The sequence below is a fragment of the Mycolicibacterium sp. XJ879 genome, assembly GCF_053483935.1.
Genome location: NZ_JBEFTH010000003.1, coordinates 355,497 through 373,036 on the forward strand (window position 1 = coordinate 355,497; position 17,540 = coordinate 373,036).

At 67.5% G+C, this 17,540-nt stretch carries 15 protein-coding genes and 1 pseudogene; 7 read left to right on the forward strand and 9 right to left on the reverse strand.

The features are described 5' to 3' along the window. The first annotated feature begins 10 nt into the window (after positions 1-10). Both ABQF13_RS08995 and ABQF13_RS09000 read left to right on the forward strand, forming a co-directional pair. Complete coding sequence (locus ABQF13_RS08995) at positions 11-1,177, forward strand: APC family permease (RefSeq protein ID WP_448392377.1); 1,167 nt, start codon at positions 11-13, stop codon at positions 1,175-1,177. 12 nt (positions 1,178-1,189) lie between these two features. Further along, positions 1,190-1,692, forward strand: a pseudogene (locus ABQF13_RS09000) (solute carrier family 23 protein); the annotation flags it as partial. Here ABQF13_RS09000 and ABQF13_RS09005 read toward each other — a convergent pair. Genes ABQF13_RS09005 through thiO form a run of 6 tightly spaced genes read right to left on the reverse strand, consistent with a single transcriptional unit; the run spans position 1,646 to position 7,414 of the window. Next, positions 1,646-3,103, reverse strand: coding sequence for a M28 family peptidase (locus ABQF13_RS09005; protein WP_448392378.1), 1,458 nt, complete (start codon positions 3,101-3,103; stop codon positions 1,646-1,648). The pseudogene ABQF13_RS09000 and the gene ABQF13_RS09005 overlap by 47 nt on opposite strands. Then, the gene (locus ABQF13_RS09010) at positions 3,100-4,608 is read right to left on the reverse strand and encodes a M28 family metallopeptidase (RefSeq protein ID WP_448392379.1); all 1,509 of its coding nucleotides are present in this window, start codon (positions 4,606-4,608) and stop codon (positions 3,100-3,102) included. Before ABQF13_RS09010 ends, ABQF13_RS09005 begins: the two co-directional genes overlap by 4 nt. Positions 4,609-4,655: 47 nt before the next feature. After that, a complete protein-coding gene (locus tag ABQF13_RS09015) occupies positions 4,656-5,417 on the reverse strand; it encodes an SGNH/GDSL hydrolase family protein (protein WP_448392380.1) in 762 nt (253 codons plus the stop codon). Continuing rightward, the gene (thiG, locus tag ABQF13_RS09020; protein ID WP_448392381.1) at positions 5,414-6,172 is read right to left on the reverse strand and encodes a thiazole synthase; all 759 of its coding nucleotides are present in this window, start codon (positions 6,170-6,172) and stop codon (positions 5,414-5,416) included. The genes ABQF13_RS09015 and thiG overlap by 4 nt, the downstream gene beginning before the upstream one ends. Further along, entirely contained in the window at positions 6,165-6,362 is a 198-nt protein-coding gene (gene thiS / locus ABQF13_RS09025; protein ID WP_448392382.1) for a sulfur carrier protein ThiS, read from the reverse strand. Before thiS ends, thiG begins: the two co-directional genes overlap by 8 nt. Next, complete coding sequence (gene thiO / locus ABQF13_RS09030; protein WP_448392383.1) at positions 6,359-7,414, reverse strand: glycine oxidase ThiO; 1,056 nt, start codon at positions 7,412-7,414, stop codon at positions 6,359-6,361. Before thiO ends, thiS begins: the two co-directional genes overlap by 4 nt. Positions 7,415-7,528: 114 nt before the next feature. Here thiO and thiE point away from each other — a divergent pair, with 114 nt between their 5' ends. After that, positions 7,529-8,197: a thiamine phosphate synthase gene (thiE, locus tag ABQF13_RS09035; protein WP_448392384.1), complete on the forward strand. Its 669-nt coding sequence runs from the start codon at positions 7,529-7,531 to the stop codon at positions 8,195-8,197. Here thiE and ABQF13_RS09040 read toward each other — a convergent pair. Next, on the reverse strand, positions 8,190-8,687 hold the full coding sequence (locus tag ABQF13_RS09040; RefSeq protein WP_448392385.1) for an NUDIX hydrolase: 498 nt from the start codon (positions 8,685-8,687) through the stop codon (positions 8,190-8,192). The two genes, thiE and ABQF13_RS09040, sit on opposite strands and share 8 nt — an antisense overlap. A gap of 121 nt (positions 8,688-8,808) precedes the next feature. Between ABQF13_RS09040 and glnX the strand changes: the two genes are divergently transcribed. The 4 genes from glnX (at position 8,809) to ABQF13_RS09060 (ending at position 14,048) form a co-directional block, all read left to right on the forward strand. Further along, positions 8,809-10,125, forward strand: coding sequence for a protein kinase G-activating protein GlnX (gene glnX, locus ABQF13_RS09045; RefSeq protein ID WP_448392386.1), 1,317 nt, complete (start codon positions 8,809-8,811; stop codon positions 10,123-10,125). A 10-nt stretch (positions 10,126-10,135) separates the two neighbouring features. Beyond that, positions 10,136-11,101, forward strand: coding sequence for a glutamate ABC transporter substrate-binding protein (locus ABQF13_RS09050; protein WP_448392387.1), 966 nt, complete (start codon positions 10,136-10,138; stop codon positions 11,099-11,101). Next, positions 11,101-13,395, forward strand: coding sequence for a serine/threonine-protein kinase PknG (locus ABQF13_RS09055; protein ID WP_448392388.1), 2,295 nt, complete (start codon positions 11,101-11,103; stop codon positions 13,393-13,395). The genes ABQF13_RS09050 and ABQF13_RS09055 overlap by 1 nt, the downstream gene beginning before the upstream one ends. A 218-nt stretch (positions 13,396-13,613) precedes the next feature. Further along, positions 13,614-14,048 carry an STAS domain-containing protein gene (locus ABQF13_RS09060; RefSeq protein ID WP_448392389.1) on the forward strand — a complete coding sequence of 145 codons (435 nt, stop codon included), beginning with the start codon at positions 13,614-13,616 and terminating at the stop codon, positions 14,046-14,048. 91 nt (positions 14,049-14,139) lie between these two features. Here the strand turns inward: ABQF13_RS09060 and ABQF13_RS09065 are convergent, their stop codons facing one another. Beyond that, complete coding sequence (locus tag ABQF13_RS09065; RefSeq protein WP_448392390.1) at positions 14,140-15,345, reverse strand: acetate kinase; 1,206 nt, start codon at positions 15,343-15,345, stop codon at positions 14,140-14,142. Beyond that, on the reverse strand, positions 15,342-17,417 hold the full coding sequence (gene pta, locus ABQF13_RS09070; protein WP_448392391.1) for a phosphate acetyltransferase: 2,076 nt from the start codon (positions 17,415-17,417) through the stop codon (positions 15,342-15,344). The genes ABQF13_RS09065 and pta overlap by 4 nt, the downstream gene beginning before the upstream one ends. Positions 17,418-17,540 lie beyond the last annotated feature (123 nt).

A 17,540-nucleotide genomic window follows, 5' to 3' on the forward strand; every position in this document is an offset into this window, starting at 1 on the left:
GCATTTCGGCGTGAGCACGCCGGAGCGTCCCGGATTGCATCGGCGGCTGGGAACCTTCGACGCCGTCACCATCGGGCTGGGCTCGATGATGGGTGCCGGCGTCTTCGTCGCGTTCGCTCCCGCGGCCGCCGCGGCGGGTTCCGGCCTGCTGGTCGGGTTGGTGATCGCCGCTTTCGTCGCCTACTGCAACGCGACCTCGTCGGCTCGGCTGGCCGCGCTGTACCCGCAGTCCGGCGGCACCTACGTCTACGCCAAGGAGCGGCTCAGCTCGTTTTGGGGCAACGTCGCCGGCTGGAGCTTCATCGGCGGTAAGACCGCGTCGTGCGCTGCGATGGCGTTGACGGTTGGCTACTACGTGTGGCCGGGCGCGGCGCACGCCGTCGCGGTCGGCGCGGTCGTGGTGCTCACGGCGGTGAACTACGCGGGCATTCAGAAGTCGGCGCTGCTGACCCGCGCCCTGGTCGCGGTGGTGCTCGCGGTGTTGGCCGCGGTGGTCGTGCTCGTGCTGGGCTTCGGCGGCGTCGACGCGGCGCGGCTGACGTTCGGCGATGACGTCTCGGCAGGCGGTGTGCTGCAGGCAGCCGGGCTGCTGTTCTTCGCGTTCGCCGGCTATGCGCGGATCGCCACGCTCGGCGAGGAGGTGCGCGAACCCGCAAGGACGATCCCGCGTGCCATCCCGATCGCCCTGGCGATCACGTTGGTGGTGTACGCCGCAGTCGCGGTCGCCGTGCTGTCCGAATTGGGTAGCCAGACACTGGCTTCGGCGACGGCACCGCTGGCCGATGCGGTGACGGCGGCTGGTTTTGGCGGGTTCGAGCCGGTGGTCCGTGCGGGTGCCGCGGTGGCGGCGCTCGGTTCGCTGCTGGCGCTCATCCTCGGGGTATCGCGTACGACGCTGGCGATGGCGCGTGACGGGGTCTTGCCCCGCCCCCTTGCCGCGGTGCACCCGCGCTTCGGCGGCCCCCACCGCGCCGAGGTCGCCGTCGGCGCCGTGGTGGCCGTGCTGGCGGCGGTGGTCGATGTGCGTAGCGTGATCGCCGTATCCTCGTTCGCCGTGCTGGTGTACTACGCGATCGCCAACGCCGCGGCGTTCACGCTGGGGCGCAGGGCGATTCCGACCGCGGGAATCATCGGTTGTCTGGTGTTGGCGTTCTCACTTGTGGCTCCGCTGGCATAGCGTCTTACACCAGGCTCGAGTTTCGCGGTGATCGCCCCGGTGACCGCGGCAGTGGGCGCACAGGGAACCGGCAGCGCGTTGGGTGGTCTGGTCGCGGTCGGCGTCGCGCTCATCCTGATCGGGATGGTCGTGCACATCGTCGGCACCCACTGGATCGACGTGACGTTGCCGCCGGTGGTCACCGGAGCGGTCGTCGCGCTGATCGGCTTCAACCTGGCGCCGGCGGCCAGTCGCCCACATTCAGCTTGGCTGTGCTGCCGATGCTTCTGCCCGCGGTGATCGCGCTGGTCGCCGAAAACCTCGGACACGTCAAGTTGGTCGGCCAGATGACCGCCGCCATACCGTTGGTCGTGGGTATCGCCGACTTCACCTGGCACGCCCGCGGTTTGACGTTCACCGGCATCGCGCTCGGCTCGATCGCCGCGCTGTTGGTGTACCACGGGATGCGGCTGTTCGGGTTTCGCAACGCTAACGAGCGCCGCGATTTCGCTGCGCCAGAGCCGGTACCCCGTTGACCCCTTCGATGGACTGCGCGTAGGTCGCGACCGCGAACGCGGCTGCCGAACCCATCACCGAAAGCGCATCGCGGTTGATGTTGTCGATGGTGTCGCGTCTGGTGTGGTAATTCGGATCGAACGCGACACCGGACTGCCCGCCCCAAAGACGAGCTTGCGCTTCGGATTTGCGCTGCGAGGACCCTGCGGTCAAGCCGCCGATCGGCACGCCCACGGTCAGAAATGCGTTGTAGTCGGTGACCCGGCTCAGCGGCATGTCGGCAGGCCGCGCACCCGCCGAGTAGAGATACCCGGCGAGGGTGCGCTCGATCGCAGCCGACCCTTCCGGCACGGAGTCCACCGGAATATCGGGGTTGAGTTGCGCCGACTGATCGCCGTCGAAGGTGAAGTAGCCGGCGTTTGACGACCCAAGCATGTCGAAGTCGAGGTACAGCGCGATCTGGTTGAGTTCTTCGGCGGACAGACCTTGCAGGTAGCTCGTCGCGCCGGCGAGCCCGTTCTTCTCCGAGCCCCAGAATGCGAACCGCACCGCGTTGGCCGTCCGCGGTTGGGCTCCCAGTGCCGACGCGGTTTCCAACAGCGCAGCGACCCCCGAGCCGTTGTCGTTGATGCCGGGGCTGGCCGCCGAGCTGTCCAGGTGGGCCCCGGCCACCACGATGTTGTCGATATTGCCGGTCTTGGTCTGCGCCACCACGTTTCGGCCCTTGGCCATCACCGGCTTGCTATCCAGCACCAGCGACACCTGTGCGGTGGTGCGACGCAGCGCCGCGTTGGTGCCCGTGTCGATGATCCCCACGGGGACGGTCAGCTCACGGTAGTAGCCCGCGGGAAACAGGTCGGGCGGGCTGCCGCGCTGACCCGGGTCGCTGACGACGAGCAGCCCGACGGCGCCCTCCGAAACCGCCACATTCTGCTTGTCGACCACGGAGCATCCGGTGTCGTCGACAACCGAAATCGCCCCTTTGACCGAGACCCCGTCGTAGTCGGCGGTACGACACCCGGAAGGTTTCCCGGGTCGCAGGGTGACGGCTTTGAGACCGCCCGGCGGTGTTGTGATCAGCAGCGAAGCTTGATCGACACTGTGCTCACGACCGTTGACGGTCATCGACGGGTCGCCGCCCGCCATCCGGTCGAGCCGCTCGTACTCCGGTGTTTCGACGTCAAAACCCTTATCCCGCAGGACCTGCGCGACGTAGTCCACGCTGGCCTGCAGACCCGCGCTGCCCTGACCCCGGTTGCCGTCGTTGGCGTCGGCGATCTCCTGCAGTTTCTGCAGGTGGGTGTACATCCCGTCGGCGGTGACCGCCTCGGCCAACCCACGGGCGAACTCCGGCGCGGATACCTGGTCATCGGCCGTCGAGCATGACGTCAGCACCGCGGCCGCCGCGAGGAGTGCCGCCCACCTCATCATGATTCGAGGGCGTGCCGGGTGCGGTCGTCACGGATCGGCACACCGTTGCGGCCGCCCTGGTCCTGCGCGTAGATCCCGACGGCGTACGCAACGCCTTTTCCGTTGATCTCCAGCGCCATCCGGTTGACGTTCTCCAGCGTGTCGGATGCCTTGTGGTAGTTCGGGTCGAAGGGTTCGTCCGCTTGACCTCCCCACTTCTTAGCCTGCTCGGCAGACTTCTCTGCTTCCGCGCCGGTGAACAAGCCGCCCGCCGGAATGCCTGCGATGGTGAAGCTGCTGTAGTCGGAGCGGCCTTCGAAGTTGATGTCGGCGGGCGGTTTTCCGGCGTTCTCCAGATACGACACCAGCGTGCGCTCGATACCCGCCGAACCCTCGGGCACCCGGGGAACGGGTTGGCTCGGGTCGGGCGGCGCGGACTGATCACCGTCGATGGTGAAGTAGCCCGGGTTAGGTGATGCGATCATGTCAAAGTTCAAGTACAGCGCAATGTTTTTGAGCTCATCGACGCTCAACGATGACACGTAGTCGCTGGAGCCGAGCAAACCGAGTTCCTCGGCGCCCCAGAAGCCGAACCGCACTGCGTAGTTCACCTCCGGTGAGCTGCCCAACTGCAGCGCGGTTTCCAGAACCGCCGACACCCCGGAACCGTTGTCGTTGATCCCGGGTCCCTCCGGGACGCTGTCCAGATGGGCGCCGAGCATCACCACGTTGTCGGTGGAGCCGGTCTCGGTCTGGGCGATGACGTTTCGGGTGCGTTCGGTGCGCACGCCGGCGTTGAGTTTTATGGTGGTGTTGGCCGGGTCGGCGCGCAACCGCTCACCGGCGGCCTTGGTGACGCTGATGACCGGGATCTTCACCTCGGTGTGCTCTCCGAGCGTGCCGCCCATCTCGTCACCGTCCTCGTTGTTGGCGACGATCAACGCCACCGCGCCTCGCTCGGCGGCGGCGCTCTCCTTCTCGGAGAACGGGCAGGTGCCGCGGTCGACGAGCACGACGGCACCTGCGACGGGTAGCCCGTCGTAGTCAGCGGGAGTGCACCCCGGCGAGTCCTCGACGCGGGCGGGTACAAGCGGGCCGGATACGCCTTCCGGCGGGGTGCCGATGGTGAAGTTCAGCGGGTTGGCAGCGATGGTGGCGTCTCCCACGGTGAGCGCCGGCTCCTCAGCGAACGGGATGCGCACCTCGAATTCAGGGGTCTGCACGTCGAAGCCCTTGTCCCGCAGCGCGTTTACGACATAGTCCATGCTGGCGTTGTAGCCGGGGGTGCCCAACGCACGGTTGCCGTCGTGCTCGTCGGCGATCTCTTGCAGCTTGATCAGATGCGCCGACAGCGCATCACCCGTCACCCGCTGCCTCAGGGTCTCGGCGAAGTCCGTGGCGGCCTTACTGGGCCCGGGCGGTGTGGACGGCGCCGGGTCCTCGGGCGCTTCGCGGCCGCAACCGGCCAACACCAAAAGAGCTGCAGCCGCCAGCGCGACCAGTTTCGACGACAGTGTGTGCTTCATCGACGACCACGTTAGCGGCAAGTTGACGTGCCGCGCCGCCGACGACGTCAGGCCACGTGCGCGGCGACAAGTTCGGCGACCACGCGCATACCTGTTGCGTTGGGATGCAGTGGCGCCGGGCGGCCGGGCCGGGGCAGCCCGAATTTGGTCGTCCACGGGTCGGTCGACCACGCGTGGTGCTCGCGGCTGGGCTCGGCGACACGGACCAGCCCGCACCCGGTGGCCGCCGCCGCCTCGGCGGTGAGGCGTTCGAGTTCGTCGGCGAGGTGCCGTCCGGTCGCGACGTCCGATTCCGTCAACGGAGGCGCCGAGGTTCCCGGTGGCGGCAGCAGCGTGAGGTAGTCGACGAAAACTACGTCGGCGCGCGGTGACCGCTGCCGTAGGGCGCGGCCCACTTCCTTCAGCGCGTCACCGACCTCCGCCAGCGCACGGTCACGGGCCGAGCGGTCGAGTTTGGCCTGCACCGCGGCACCGAGCACCGGCACCTTACGTACCGCGTGCGGCAGGCCTGCGGCGAACAGCAACGGTACGTAGCCCACGTCATTGCCGCCGATCGTCACCGTGACAAGGTCTTCGGAACCGTCGAGCGCCTCGATCTGCGGGCGCGCACCGAGTTGTCTGATACGAAGCAGGTTCGCCGTCGTCGCACCGGAATACGTCACGTCGACGAGGTCGAGACCGAGCCGCTCGGCAACCAGGTGCGGATAGTTGCGCGCCGATCGGCCCGCCGTGAACGGGCTGCCCGTGGCTCTCGGACGGATACCCGGTCCGGCCGCCATCGAACTGCCCAGCGCCACATAGCGACTCATATCGACGGGCTGGACGCCCGCGCCCAGAACCGCTTCGGAATCCGCCCAGCCTGCCGGGCGAGGTATCCGGCGGTGATCGCCGACGCCATCGCGGCGGCCATGGTGGGCGGGTCGTCGGCGCGGGTGACCGCGGATGCCAAAAGTACAGCATCGCAACCAAGTTCCATCGCCAGCGCCGCATCGCTCGCCGTGCCGATGCCGGCGTCGAGTATCACCGGTACCGAAGCGGCCTCGACGATCATCTCGATGTTGTGTGGGTTGGCGATCCCCAACCCGGTGCCGATGGGCGAACCCAGTGGCATCACCGCCGCGCAGCCGGTGTCCTCGAGCCGGCGCGCCAGTACCGGATCGTCGTTGGTGTAGGGCAGCACGATGAAACCGTCGTCGACCAATTGTTCTGCGGCCTTGACCAATTCGACGGCGTCGGGGAGTAACGTGCGCTCGTCGGCGATCACCTCGAGCTTGACCCAGTCGGTCTGCAGCGCTTCGCGGCCAAGCTGCGCGGTCATCACCGCCTCGGCTGCGCCGCGGCATCCCGCGGTGTTGGGCAGCGGCGAGATGCCAAGCCGGTTCAGCAGATCCAACACGCCCGTGCCGCCCTCGGCGTCGACGCGGCGCATCGCCACCGTGGTCAGCTCGGTGCCGGAGGCGACCAGCGCCTGCTCCAGCACCGCGAGGTTGGCCGCACCGCCGGTGCCCAGAATCAGCCGGGATCCGAACTCCCGCCCGGCAATCGTCAGCTTCGTATCAACCACCCTGCACCGCCGTCACCACATCGAGGCGCGCACCGTCGGCCAGCGTGGTGTCCCACTCCGACCGCGGCAGCACCGACCAGTCCACAGCCACCGCGATGCCCTTCTCGGGGAAGCCGAGGTGCGACAACAGCGCCGCGATGGTCATATCCTCGTTGACCTCGACCGCTTCATCGTTGACGATGACCTTCATCGGTTTGCTCCAAGACTTGCTCCAACCATGACATCGAGTTCGGCAGCGATCTTTTGTGCGGTCCACGGCGCCAATAGAAATCCGTTGCGGCCGTGTCCTGCCGCCACCAGCGTGCGTTCGTCGAGCCGTTCCACAATCGGTAACCCGTCCGGCGTCATCGGCCGCAGACCGGCCGAGATCTCGGCCAGCTCGTACTCCCCGAGCGCCGGCATCACCGCGCACGCGTCGTCGAGCAGTTCGCGCACCCCGGTGACCGACGGCGCGGTGTCGCGGCCGTGCTCGTACTGCGTCGCGCCGACGACGACGCCGTCGGCACGGGGCACCAGGTACACCTGCCTGCCGTGCACCCGGGCCCGGATCACCCGCTGCGGCGCCGGCATGCAGCCACGCCGCCAGCGCAACCGCAGCACCTCGCCTTTCACCGGGCGGATCGGCAGGCCGGGCCAAAGCGCAGGCGCGTCAATCCCGTTCGCGATCACGACCACGTCGCCCTGCACGTCGCTGAGCTGCCGCACCGACGGCGCCCACTGCACCCCGAGCCGCTCACAGTGCGCTTCCAGCGCCGCGACGACGGCCCGGTTGTCCACGGCCAGTTCGGTTTCGGCCCGCAGCCCGTGGCGGATGCTCTGTGCGAGCAAGGGTTCGACATCGCGTGCGGAGGAGATCACGCTCACCGGATGCCCCTGGGCGGCCAACCACCCGCCGGCCCGCTTCAGATCGGCGACGTCGGCCCGGTCCACCGCGACCACCAACGACTCGCGCGCGGTGACGACGTCGTCGGGCAGGCCGTCGAGGAAACCGTCGCGCCACAACTCCAGCGACTCCAGGCCTAGCCGCAGCAACTCGTCCTCACCGGGCCAGCCCTCGCTGTGCGGGGCCAACATCCCGCCGGCCACCCAGGAGGCGCCGCGCTCGTCGCGGCGATGCACCCGGACCGCCCAGCCGTCCAGCGCGGCCCGGCGGGCGACAGACAGCCCGATGACGCCACCGCCGATGACGGCCAGCGACCTGCCGGTTCTTCCTGAATCCAAGATCCCTCCCTTCGCCGGCATGACCCGGATCAGGTGTGACGGTAAGGGCAGGGCGGCCCACTCTCAGCCCCCGTTCCCGGGACTCCCGTGTAGCGCCTCCCAGCCTACTCGGGCGAAAGCGCTACGGTTCGCCGTGTGAACATCCGTGACCGCCTGGCGAGCGCAACGCTGTACCTGTGCACCGACGCCCGACGTGAGCGCGGCGACCTCGCCGAGTTCGCGGACGCGGCGCTGGCCGGCGGGGTCGACATCATCCAGCTGCGTGACAAGGGTTCACCGGGCGAGCAACAGTTCGGCCCGCTGGAGGCCCGCGAGGAACTCGACGCGCTGGCCACGCTCGCTGATGCGGCGCGGCGCCACGGCGCACTGCTGGCGGTCAACGACCGCGCCGACATCGCGTTGGCGGCCGGTGCCGACGTGCTGCACCTCGGCCAGGACGATCTGCCGCTGGCCGTCGCGCGAGACGTCATCGGCCCCGACCCGCTGATCGGCCGGTCCACCCACGACCCCGACCAGGTCAGCGCCGCCGTCACCGAAGCCGTCGACTACTTCTGCGTCGGCCCATGCTGGCCGACGCCGACCAAACCGGGCCGGCCCGCCCCCGGGCTGCCCCTCGTCCGCGCGGCCGCCGAACTGCACACGGATAAACCGTGGTTCGCGATCGGCGGAATCGACGCGCAGCGGCTGCCCGAGGTACTCGACGCGGGTGCGCGCCGCATCGTGGTGGTGCGGGCGATTACCGCTGCCGACGATCCGCGCGCCGCGGCGCAACACCTGAAGGCGGCGCTGCGGGACGCTAGTTGATCAGCAGCGGAATCGATGCGGTCAGCGAGTGCAGCCGCTCCCAGCTCGCGGCGAACCCCGGATGCAGCGGCAGATCGGTGACCTGCTCGACGGGGACCCACCGCAGCTCGGCGCTCTCCCGGTTCGGGATGGTCGCCAGCTGTTCGGGGGCGTCGGCGATGACGGTGGTGTAGGTCCAGTAGGCGCCGCCCGGACCGGATACCTCCGCGGTGACGACGGTGGTGCGCACCGTGAGCCGTTCGGCGGCCAGCCCGGCCTCTTCCTGCGCCTCGCGCACGGCGGCCTCCTCCGCGGATTCGTGGCTGTCGCGGGCCCCGCCGGGCAACCCCCAGGTGCCGCCCTGATGACTCCACACCGCACGGTGCTGCAGGAGCACCGCAGCCGTCCCGCTCGGATCCGGCGCGCGTAGCAACAAGCCCGCCGCGCCGAACTTGCCCCAGAAAGCGGCCCCGGTGTCCGCCACCACCCAGCCGTCACCGTCGCCACGCACGGCATCAGAATACGGACGCGCGCGCGTCCCGAACCTCTTAGACTTTTTTATAGAGTGGGAGCGGTCGGAACGATAGCCGGAAAAGCACGAGTCGGATAAGAGTGATGAGGTCCGCGCGCACGTGACTGTGGAGTTGGCGCACCCGTCGACCGAGCCGCTCGCGTCGCGGTCGCCGACCCCTGCGCACCCGCGGTGGTGGTTTTTCTGGACTACGCCCGGCCGGATCCTGAGCATCGGGTTCGTGCTTTCTGCGCTCGTGATCGCCAGCGCGTTCGCGACGTCGACGACGATCAACGACCGCCAGCAGGTGCTGACCAGGGTGCTCAACCACACCGAACCGTTGGCGTTCGCCGCCGGGCAGCTCTACACCACGCTGTCGGTCGCCGACGCCGCCGCGGCCACCGCGTTCATCGCCGGCGCCGAACCCCGCGATGTGCGGCAACGCTACGAGCAGGCCATCACCGACGCCTCGGTCGCGGTCACCCGTGCGTCCAGCGGGTTGACCGACGAGGACATGATCCAACTGCTCGGCCGCATCAACGCCCAACTTTCCGTCTACACCGGGCTGGTCGAGACCGCGCGCACCAACAACCGGTCCGGAAACCCGGTCGGCTCGTCGTACCTGTCGGAGGCCTCGGCGTTGATGCAGACCCAGATGCTGCCCAACGCCCAAGAGCTGTATGAGCAGACCTCGGGGCTGGTGGACGCCGAGACGTCGGCCTCCACGCGGATTCCGGGTCCGGTGATCCTGGTGGTGCTCGCGACGTTGCTGTTCGGGGTGTTCGCCAACCGCTGGCTGGCGCGGCGGACCCGACGGCGCATCAACATCGGCTTCGTGGCCGGCGGGTTGGCCGTGTCGATCATGTTGATCTGGGTCGGCACCGCGTTGGTGCTCTCGACCGCCGACAGCCGCAGCGCGAAAGACACTGCGGCTCAATCGCTCAAGACCGTCACGAACCTGGCGATCAGCGCGCAACAGGCCCGCGCCGACGAAATTTTGTCGCTGATCCGGCGTGGTGATGAAACCGCGCGTAAGCAGTCCTACTATCAGCGCATCGACATGATGGCCGAGCAGCTGTCGGAGTATCTGGCCCGCGACGACGCGGTCGACAAGACCGACCTCGTCGACGCCGAGCAGTTGCTTGCGCGCTGGCGGGCGGCCGACGACCGCATCAACGCCTACATCAGCGTGGGCAACTACCAGGCCGCCACCCAGGTAGCGCTGGGTACGCGTGAGGACGACTCCACCCCGGCCTTCAACCAGCTCGACGCGGCGTTGAGCAAGGGGATCGAGGAGAGCCGCAGCCAACTGCGCAACAACATCGTCAACGCCTACCGGGTGCTGTCCGGAGCGACGGTGGGCGCCGCGGTGCTGAGTATCGTCGCCGCGATTTCAGTGGCGCTGGGGTTGTGGCCGAGGCTTAGCGAGTACAGGTGATTTGCCGGTGATGGGGAAAAAGTTGGGCGTGCTGCTGGCCGCAACGGCGTTGTTGTTGTCCGGTTGCGGCCAGACGACGCCGACGACGACGCCGCCGGGGGTCACGCTGGTTCCGCCCACGCCGGCGGGCATGGAGGAATTGCCGCCGCGGCCGGCGCGGGTGCCGGACGAGGACGACGACGACTGCGACCGTACGGAAAGCCTTCGCCCGTTTCCGACCAAGGCCGAGGCGGACGCCGCGGTGGCTGACATCCGCGCGCGCGGCCGGTTGATCGTCGGCCTCGACATCGGCAGCAACCTGTTTTCCTTCCGCGATCCCATCACGGGTCAGATCACCGGATTCGACGTCGACATCGCCGGCGAGATCGCGCGCGACATCTTCGGTTCCCCGTCACAGGTGGAGTACCGGATCCTGTCCTCAGCCGACCGGATCGCCGGGTTGGAGAACAACGAGGTCGACGTCGTCGTCAAGACCATGACGATCACCTGCGAGCGCAAGAAGCTGGTCAACTTCTCCACGGTGTATCTCAACGCCAACCAGCGCATCATGGCGTCGCGGGATTCGACGATCGCGCAGCCGTCGGACCTGTCCGGTAAGCGGGTGTGCGTGGCGAAGGGCACGACGTCGTTGCGGCGGATCCAGGAGATCACGCCGCCGCCGGTCATCGTCGGCGTGGTGGCGTGGGCGGACTGCCTGGTCGCACTCCAGCAGCGGCAGGTCGACGCGGTCAGCACCGACGACACCATCTTGGCCGGCCTGGTGGCACAGGATCCCTACCTGCACATCGTGGGGCCCAGCCTCAGTCAGCAGCCCTACGGAATCGGCATCAACAAGGACAACACCGGGCTGGTGCGTTTCGTCAACGGAACGTTGGAGCGCATTCGCCGCGATGGCACGTGGTACACGTTGTATCGCAAGTGGCTGACGGTGCTCGGCCCGGCGCCGGCGCCCCCGGTCGCGAGGTACTCGGACTGATGGCTGACGTGCGAGACGACGACTTCGACGAGGACCGCGCCGGCGCGGACGAGCCGATGGTCGGTACGCAACCGGCCAGCTTCGACGACATGGGCATGGATTCGGCGTCGACGGTGCGCCCGATGGCCACCCAGGCGGTGTTCCGTCCGCAATTCGACGATGACGACGACGACGACATCGGCGACACCGAACCCCACGAACACACCACGGCGACCAGGGCGCTCTCACCCACCCGCCGGCTCGGGGGCGGGTTGGTGGAGATACCGCGGGTGCGGGCCAAGGACCCGCTCGCGGCGTTGATGCGCAACCCGGTGGTCGCGGAGTCCAAACGGTTCTGCTGGAACTGCGGACGTCCCGTCGGCCGCGCCACAGCTGAGAGCCCCGCACAGTCGGAGGGCTGGTGTCCGTACTGCGGTAGTTCGTATTCCTTTCTGCCGCAGCTAAATCCGGGTGACATGGTCGCCGACCAGTACGAGATCAAGGGTTGTATCGCTCACGGCGGTCTCGGCTGGGTGTATCTGGCGCTGGACCACAACGTCAACAAGCGACCGGTGGTGCTCAAGGGTCTGGTGCATTCCGGTGACGCCGAAGCCCAGAAGATGGCGATGGCCGAACGCCGGTTCCTCGCCGAGGTGACTCATCCGGGGATCGTCAAGATCTACAACTTCGTCGAGCACGCGGACAAGCACGGTAACCCGGTCGGCTACATCGTGATGGAGTACGTCGGCGGCACATCGCTCAAACCGGCACGGGGAGAGAAGCTTCCGGTCGACCAAGCCATCGGCTACATGCTGGAGATCCTGCCGGCGCTGGGCTACCTGCACTCGATCGGGCTGGCCTACAACGACCTCAAACCCGAGAACATCATGATCACCGAGGAGCAGCTCAAGCTGATCGACCTCGGCGCGGTCTCGACCCTCAACTCGTTCGGCTACCTCTACGGCACACCGGGTTACCAGGCACCAGAGATCGTGCGCACCGGCCCCACCGTGGCCACCGACATCTACACCGTCGGGCGCACGCTGGCAGCGTTGACGTTGAAGCTGCGCACCCGCAAGGGTCGCTACGTCGACGGGTTGCCCGAGGATGATCCCGTTCTCGCCGAATACGATTCGTTCGGCCGGCTGTTGCGCCGCGCCATCGACCCGGATCCGCGGCGCAGGTTCGCAAGCGCCGACGAGATGTCGAGCCAGTTGCTCGGCGTGCTGCGCGAGGTAGTCGCCCGCGACACCGGCACCCCGCGACCCGGCCTGTCGACGGTGTTCTCCCCCGCCCGGTCGACGTTCGGCATCGATCTGCTGGTGGCACACACCGACGTATATCTCGACGGCCAGGTGCACTCGGAGAAGCTGACCGCCCAGGAGATCGTCAAGGCGCTGCCGGTACCGCTGGTCGACCCGACCGACGTGGGTGCGCCGGTGCTGTCGGCTAGCGTGCTGAGCCAGCCCATCCAGACGCTGGACCAGCTGCGCGCGGCTCGGCACGGTGCGCTGGACTCGGAGGGTGTCGACCTGTCGGAGTCCGTCGAACTGCCGTTGATGGAGGTGCGCGCCCTGCTGGACCTCGGCGACGTCGCCAAGGCCACCCGCAAGCTCGACGACCTGACCGGCCGGGTGGGTTGGCGGTGGCGGCTGGTGTGGTTCCGCGCCGTGGCCGCGCTGTTGACGGCTGACTACGTCGCCGCCACAAAACATTTCACCGAAGTGCTGGACACCCTTCCCGGCGAGCTGGCGCCCAAGCTCGCACTGGCCGCCACCGCCGAGTTGGCCGGCTCCAACATCGAAGAGTCGGCGGAACGCAAGTTCTACAACACCGTGTGGTCCACCGACAACGGCATCATCTCGGCCGCGTTCGGGTTGGCCCGCGCGCAAGCGGCAGCCGGTGACCGCGACGCCGCGGTGAAGACGTTGGACCAGGTGCCCGCGATGTCGCGGCACTTCACCACCGCCAGGTTGACGAGCGCGGTCACGCTGCTGTCCGGCCGCTCGATGAGCGAGATCACCGAACAACACATCCGCAATGCCGCCCGCCGCGTCGAGGCACTGCCCGACACCGAGCCGCGCGTGCTGCAGATCCGGGCGCTGGTGCTGGGCACGGCGATGGACTGGTTGGCCGACAACGCCGACCACACCGCGAGCACCAACCACATCCTTGGCTTCCCGTTCACCCAGCACGGTCTGCAGTTGGGCGTGGAGGCGTCGCTGCGGGCCCTGGCGCGCGCCGCACCGACCCAGGCGCACCGCTATGCGCTGGTGGACCTGGCCAACAGCGTGCGCCCGACCAGCACGTTCTAGCTTTGCTGAACCGACCTACGGAATCGGTTGCCGCAGACCCGGCTCGTATTGCTTTGACCAGTGTTTTCGCTCGCAGATCGATCATGGTCAAGCAACTGATTTCGTAGTAATCTCCGATCAGGTTGAGTTAACAGCTGACGGTGACGTCATCGGTGCGCGACCCGACCCCTGGCGGCACCCACAGTACGAACCATGAATTTCGTCTGAGGGAGTCCATCGTGTCTGCTGCGGTAGGAACCTTTCGGATCTTCCGTCCAGATCCCGCGGCGCTGGACCGGCGTGAACACCACCACCGCGCCCAGTTCTGCGCATCCCATCGGGGATCCGACGTTGTCGTCACGGTGGAGGGTGAGGTCGACGCGACCAACAGCCGCGCCATGGTGACGTATGTGGAAGCGCAGCTGATCGGTGCCTCGCATCTGGTGATGGACCTTCGGCTGGTCGACTTCTTCGGTACCTCGGGGTTCGCCGCGCTGCACAACGTCAACGTGATCTGCTCGCGCAGCGGCGTCACCTGGCAGCTGCGCTGCGGCAGACAGGTCCGCCGCCTGCTGGCTATCTGCAATCCCGACGCCACCCTGCCGCTTGAAAAGCCGCAGTCGGTGCTCGACGATTTGCAGGCCGGGGGCCGCGCGCTCGTCGCGGGCGCCTAAGCCACCCCAACCCGCTGGTCAAGTGTTGGGTTGAGGCACGCATCAGCCGATTTCGCGTCGATCAATCCCACACTCGAGGCCCTCGAAGTCGTTACGAGCCGAGCACTGCAATACAGTCGCGGGCGATCGCCAGTTCCTCGTTGGTGGGAATCACCAGCACCGTGGTCGGTGAGTTTTCGGTCGAGATGCGGCGCGCGGTCTTGCCCGGGCTGGCGTTGAGGTGTTCGTCGAGTTCGACGCCCAACCCCGCAAGCCCCGTCACAGCATCGCGGCGCACGTTGGCGTCGTTCTCGCCCACACCGGCGGTGAACACGATGACGTCGGTGTTGCCGAGCACCGCCATGTAGGCACCGATGTATTTACGCAACCGGTGGATATACACGTCGTACGCTAATTGCGCTGTCGCGTCACCGTTTTCGATCTGTTCGTGAAGCTCCCGGAAGTCGATCTCGCCGCCAAGGCCGAAGACCCCGGAGCGCCGGTTGAGCATCTCGTCTACTTCGTCGACGCTCATCTTCGCGGTGCGCATGAGGTAGAAGATGACGCCGGCGTCGATGTCGCCGGGACGGGTGCCCATCACCAGCCCCTCCAGCGGGGTCAGGCCCATGGACGTGTCCACCGCCTGTCCACCGGCGATGGCCGACGCGGACGCGCCGTTGCCCAGGTGGAGCACGATCTGGTTCAGCGACTCCAGCGGTGCGTCGAGGAACGCCGCCGCCTGCTCGCTGACGTACTGGTGTGAGGTGCCGTGAAACCCGTACCGGCGGATGTTCCACTTTTGCGCGGTGTTCCGGTCGATCGCGTAGGTCGCAGCGGCCGCAGGCAGGTCGTGGAAGAAGCCGGTGTCGAAGACGGCGATGTGCGGTAGCTCCGGCAGGATCTTGCGGGCCACCTCCATGCCGAGCACACTGGGCGGATTGTGCAGTGGCGCAAGCGGTGCCAGCTCGCGCATCTTGGCGATCAGTTCCTCGGTCACCAGCGTCGGCGCATAGAAGCTGCGGCCGCCGTGCACTGCGCGGTGGCCGACAGCGACCAGGTTGGCCGTGTCCAGGCTGGCGCCTGCCTCGTCGAGAAGGTCGAACGCGGTACGCAGCGCCGCCTCATGATCGACGATGGCCGGGCCGTCGCGTCGGGCTTCGCGCTGCCCGACGGTGACCCCCGCCAGCGCAGAGTCTTCGCCAATGCGTTCCACGGTCCCGTCTGCCAGCGATGCGCCCGAATCCGGGTCGATTAGTTGGCATTTCAGCGACGACGAGCCCGAGTTGACGACAAGGACCGTCCGGGCCGGCGCGGTCATGTTGGTTGCCCTTGGGCTTGAATCGCCGTGATCGCGACGGTGTTGACGATGTCCTCGACCAGCGCACCCCGGGACAGATCGTTCACGGGTTTGTTCAGGCCCTGCAGTACGGGCCCGATCGCGATGGCGCCTGCGCTGCGCTGCACCGCCTTATAGGTGTTGTTGCCGGTGTTGAGGTCGGGGAAGATCAACACCGTCGCGCGGCCGGCGACTTTGGAGTCGGGCATCTTCGATGCGGCGACGGAGGGTTCCACCGCTGCGTCGTATTGGATCGGCCCGTCGACAAGCAGTTCGGGTGCGCGCTTTTGTACGAGTTCGGTTGCCAGCCTGACCTTTTCTACGTCGGCGCCAGAGCCGCTGCTGCCCGTCGAATACGACAGCATGGCGACCCGCGGTTCAATGCCGAACCGGGCCGCGGTACTTGCCGAGGAGATCGCGATGTCGGCCAGTTGCTCTGACGTCGGGTCCGGCACGATCGCACAGTCGCCGTATGCGAGCACCCGGTCGGCAAGGCACATGAGGAAGATGCTCGACACGGTGGAGACGCCGGGTGAGGTTTTGATGATCTCGAAGGCGGGCCGCACGGTGTGGGCGGTCGTGTGCTTGGCCCCCGAAACCATACCGTCGACCATGTCGTTGTGCACTAGCATGGTGCCGAAATACGAGACGTCGTGGATGATCTCGCGGGCCTGCTCGACGGTGACGCCTTTGTGTTTGCGCAGTTCGGCGTACTGCTCGGCGAACTTGTCGCACAGGTCGCTGGTCTGCGGGTTGAGCACGGTCACCGAGGACAGATCAATCCCGAGCTCCGCTGCGCGGAAACGGATCTGGGATTCGTCGCCGAGGATGGTGAGGTCGGCGACGTGGCGGCGCAACAACCGGCCTGCGGCCCGCAGGATGCGGTCGTCGTCGCCTTCGGGCAGCACGATGTGCTTGCGGTCCGACCGGGCCTGGTCCAGCAGCTGGTAGGTGAACATCTGTGGGGTGACGACGTCGGGTATCGGAATGGCAAGCTGGGCGAGCAGTTCGGCGGTGTCGACGTGGGTCTCCATCAACTGCAGCGCGGTGTCGACCTTGCGCTGCGACGTGGTGGTCACCCGGCCCCGTGTCGCCGCCACCCTGCTTGCGGTTTCGAACGTGCGCAGCCCTGTCGCGAGAATGGGCAACCGCAGGCCGAGACCCGAAACGAGTGCGGCAATCGACGGATGCAGTTGCAGGCCGCCGTTGAGAATGATGCACGACAACGACGGGAAGCCTTCGGCGGCATGCGCGCTGGACAGGGCCAGCACAACGTCGGACCGGTCGCCGGCGGCGATGACGCCGACGCCCTCGGTCAGCCGTTCCAACACGTGCTCGGCGGTCATGCCGGCCACCATCATGCTCGTCACCTCGCGGTTGAGCAGGACCGGATCGCCGATCACCATCGAACCGTCTACCGCCTTCTGCAGCTCCGCGACCGTCGGCGCCACCAACAGCGGCGCCTCGGGCAGCACATAGCAGTTCGGCTTGAAGGACTCGAGCGCCTCGGCGACCTCGGCCATCTGGTCGGGGTCACAGCGGTTGGCCACCACGGCGGCGGTGTACGCATGCTGTGTGGCCACCTCGTCAAGACACATGTCGACGAGCTTGACGACCTCGTCGGGGGTACGGTTCTTGGCTTTCACCGCCAGTACCACCGGCGCCTTGAGGTTGGCGGCGATGCGTGCGTTCGTCGACAGCTCGCTGGGCGTGGCGACGTCGGTGTAGTCGCTGCCCACGATCAGCACCGCGTCGCACTGTTCGGCGACCTGGTGGTAGCGGTCCACGATGTCGGCAACCGCCGCATCCCGGTCGTCGTGGAGCTGCTGGTAGCTGACCCCCACGCAGTCGTCGTAGGCGAGATCCGCCGTCGCGTGGGCGAGCAGCAATTCGAGGATGTAGTCGCGCTGTTCCCCGAGGCGGGTGATGGGCCGGAAGACACCGACCTTGGCGACCGTGGCGGTCAGCCGGTGCAGGATGCCGAGGGCGATCGTCGACTTACCGGTATCGCCCTCGGGTGAGGCGACGTAGATCCCATATGGATCAGCGGGCACGCACGCCAGCCTAAGGCAATCACCCTCCGCCGGTCGGCCGGGAAACCGCTCGGCCGGCTCATACCGGCCTGCTGGATTTCCGCCGCGCGGGAAAAAACGCGTGTGACCTTCGTCTCAGGAAAG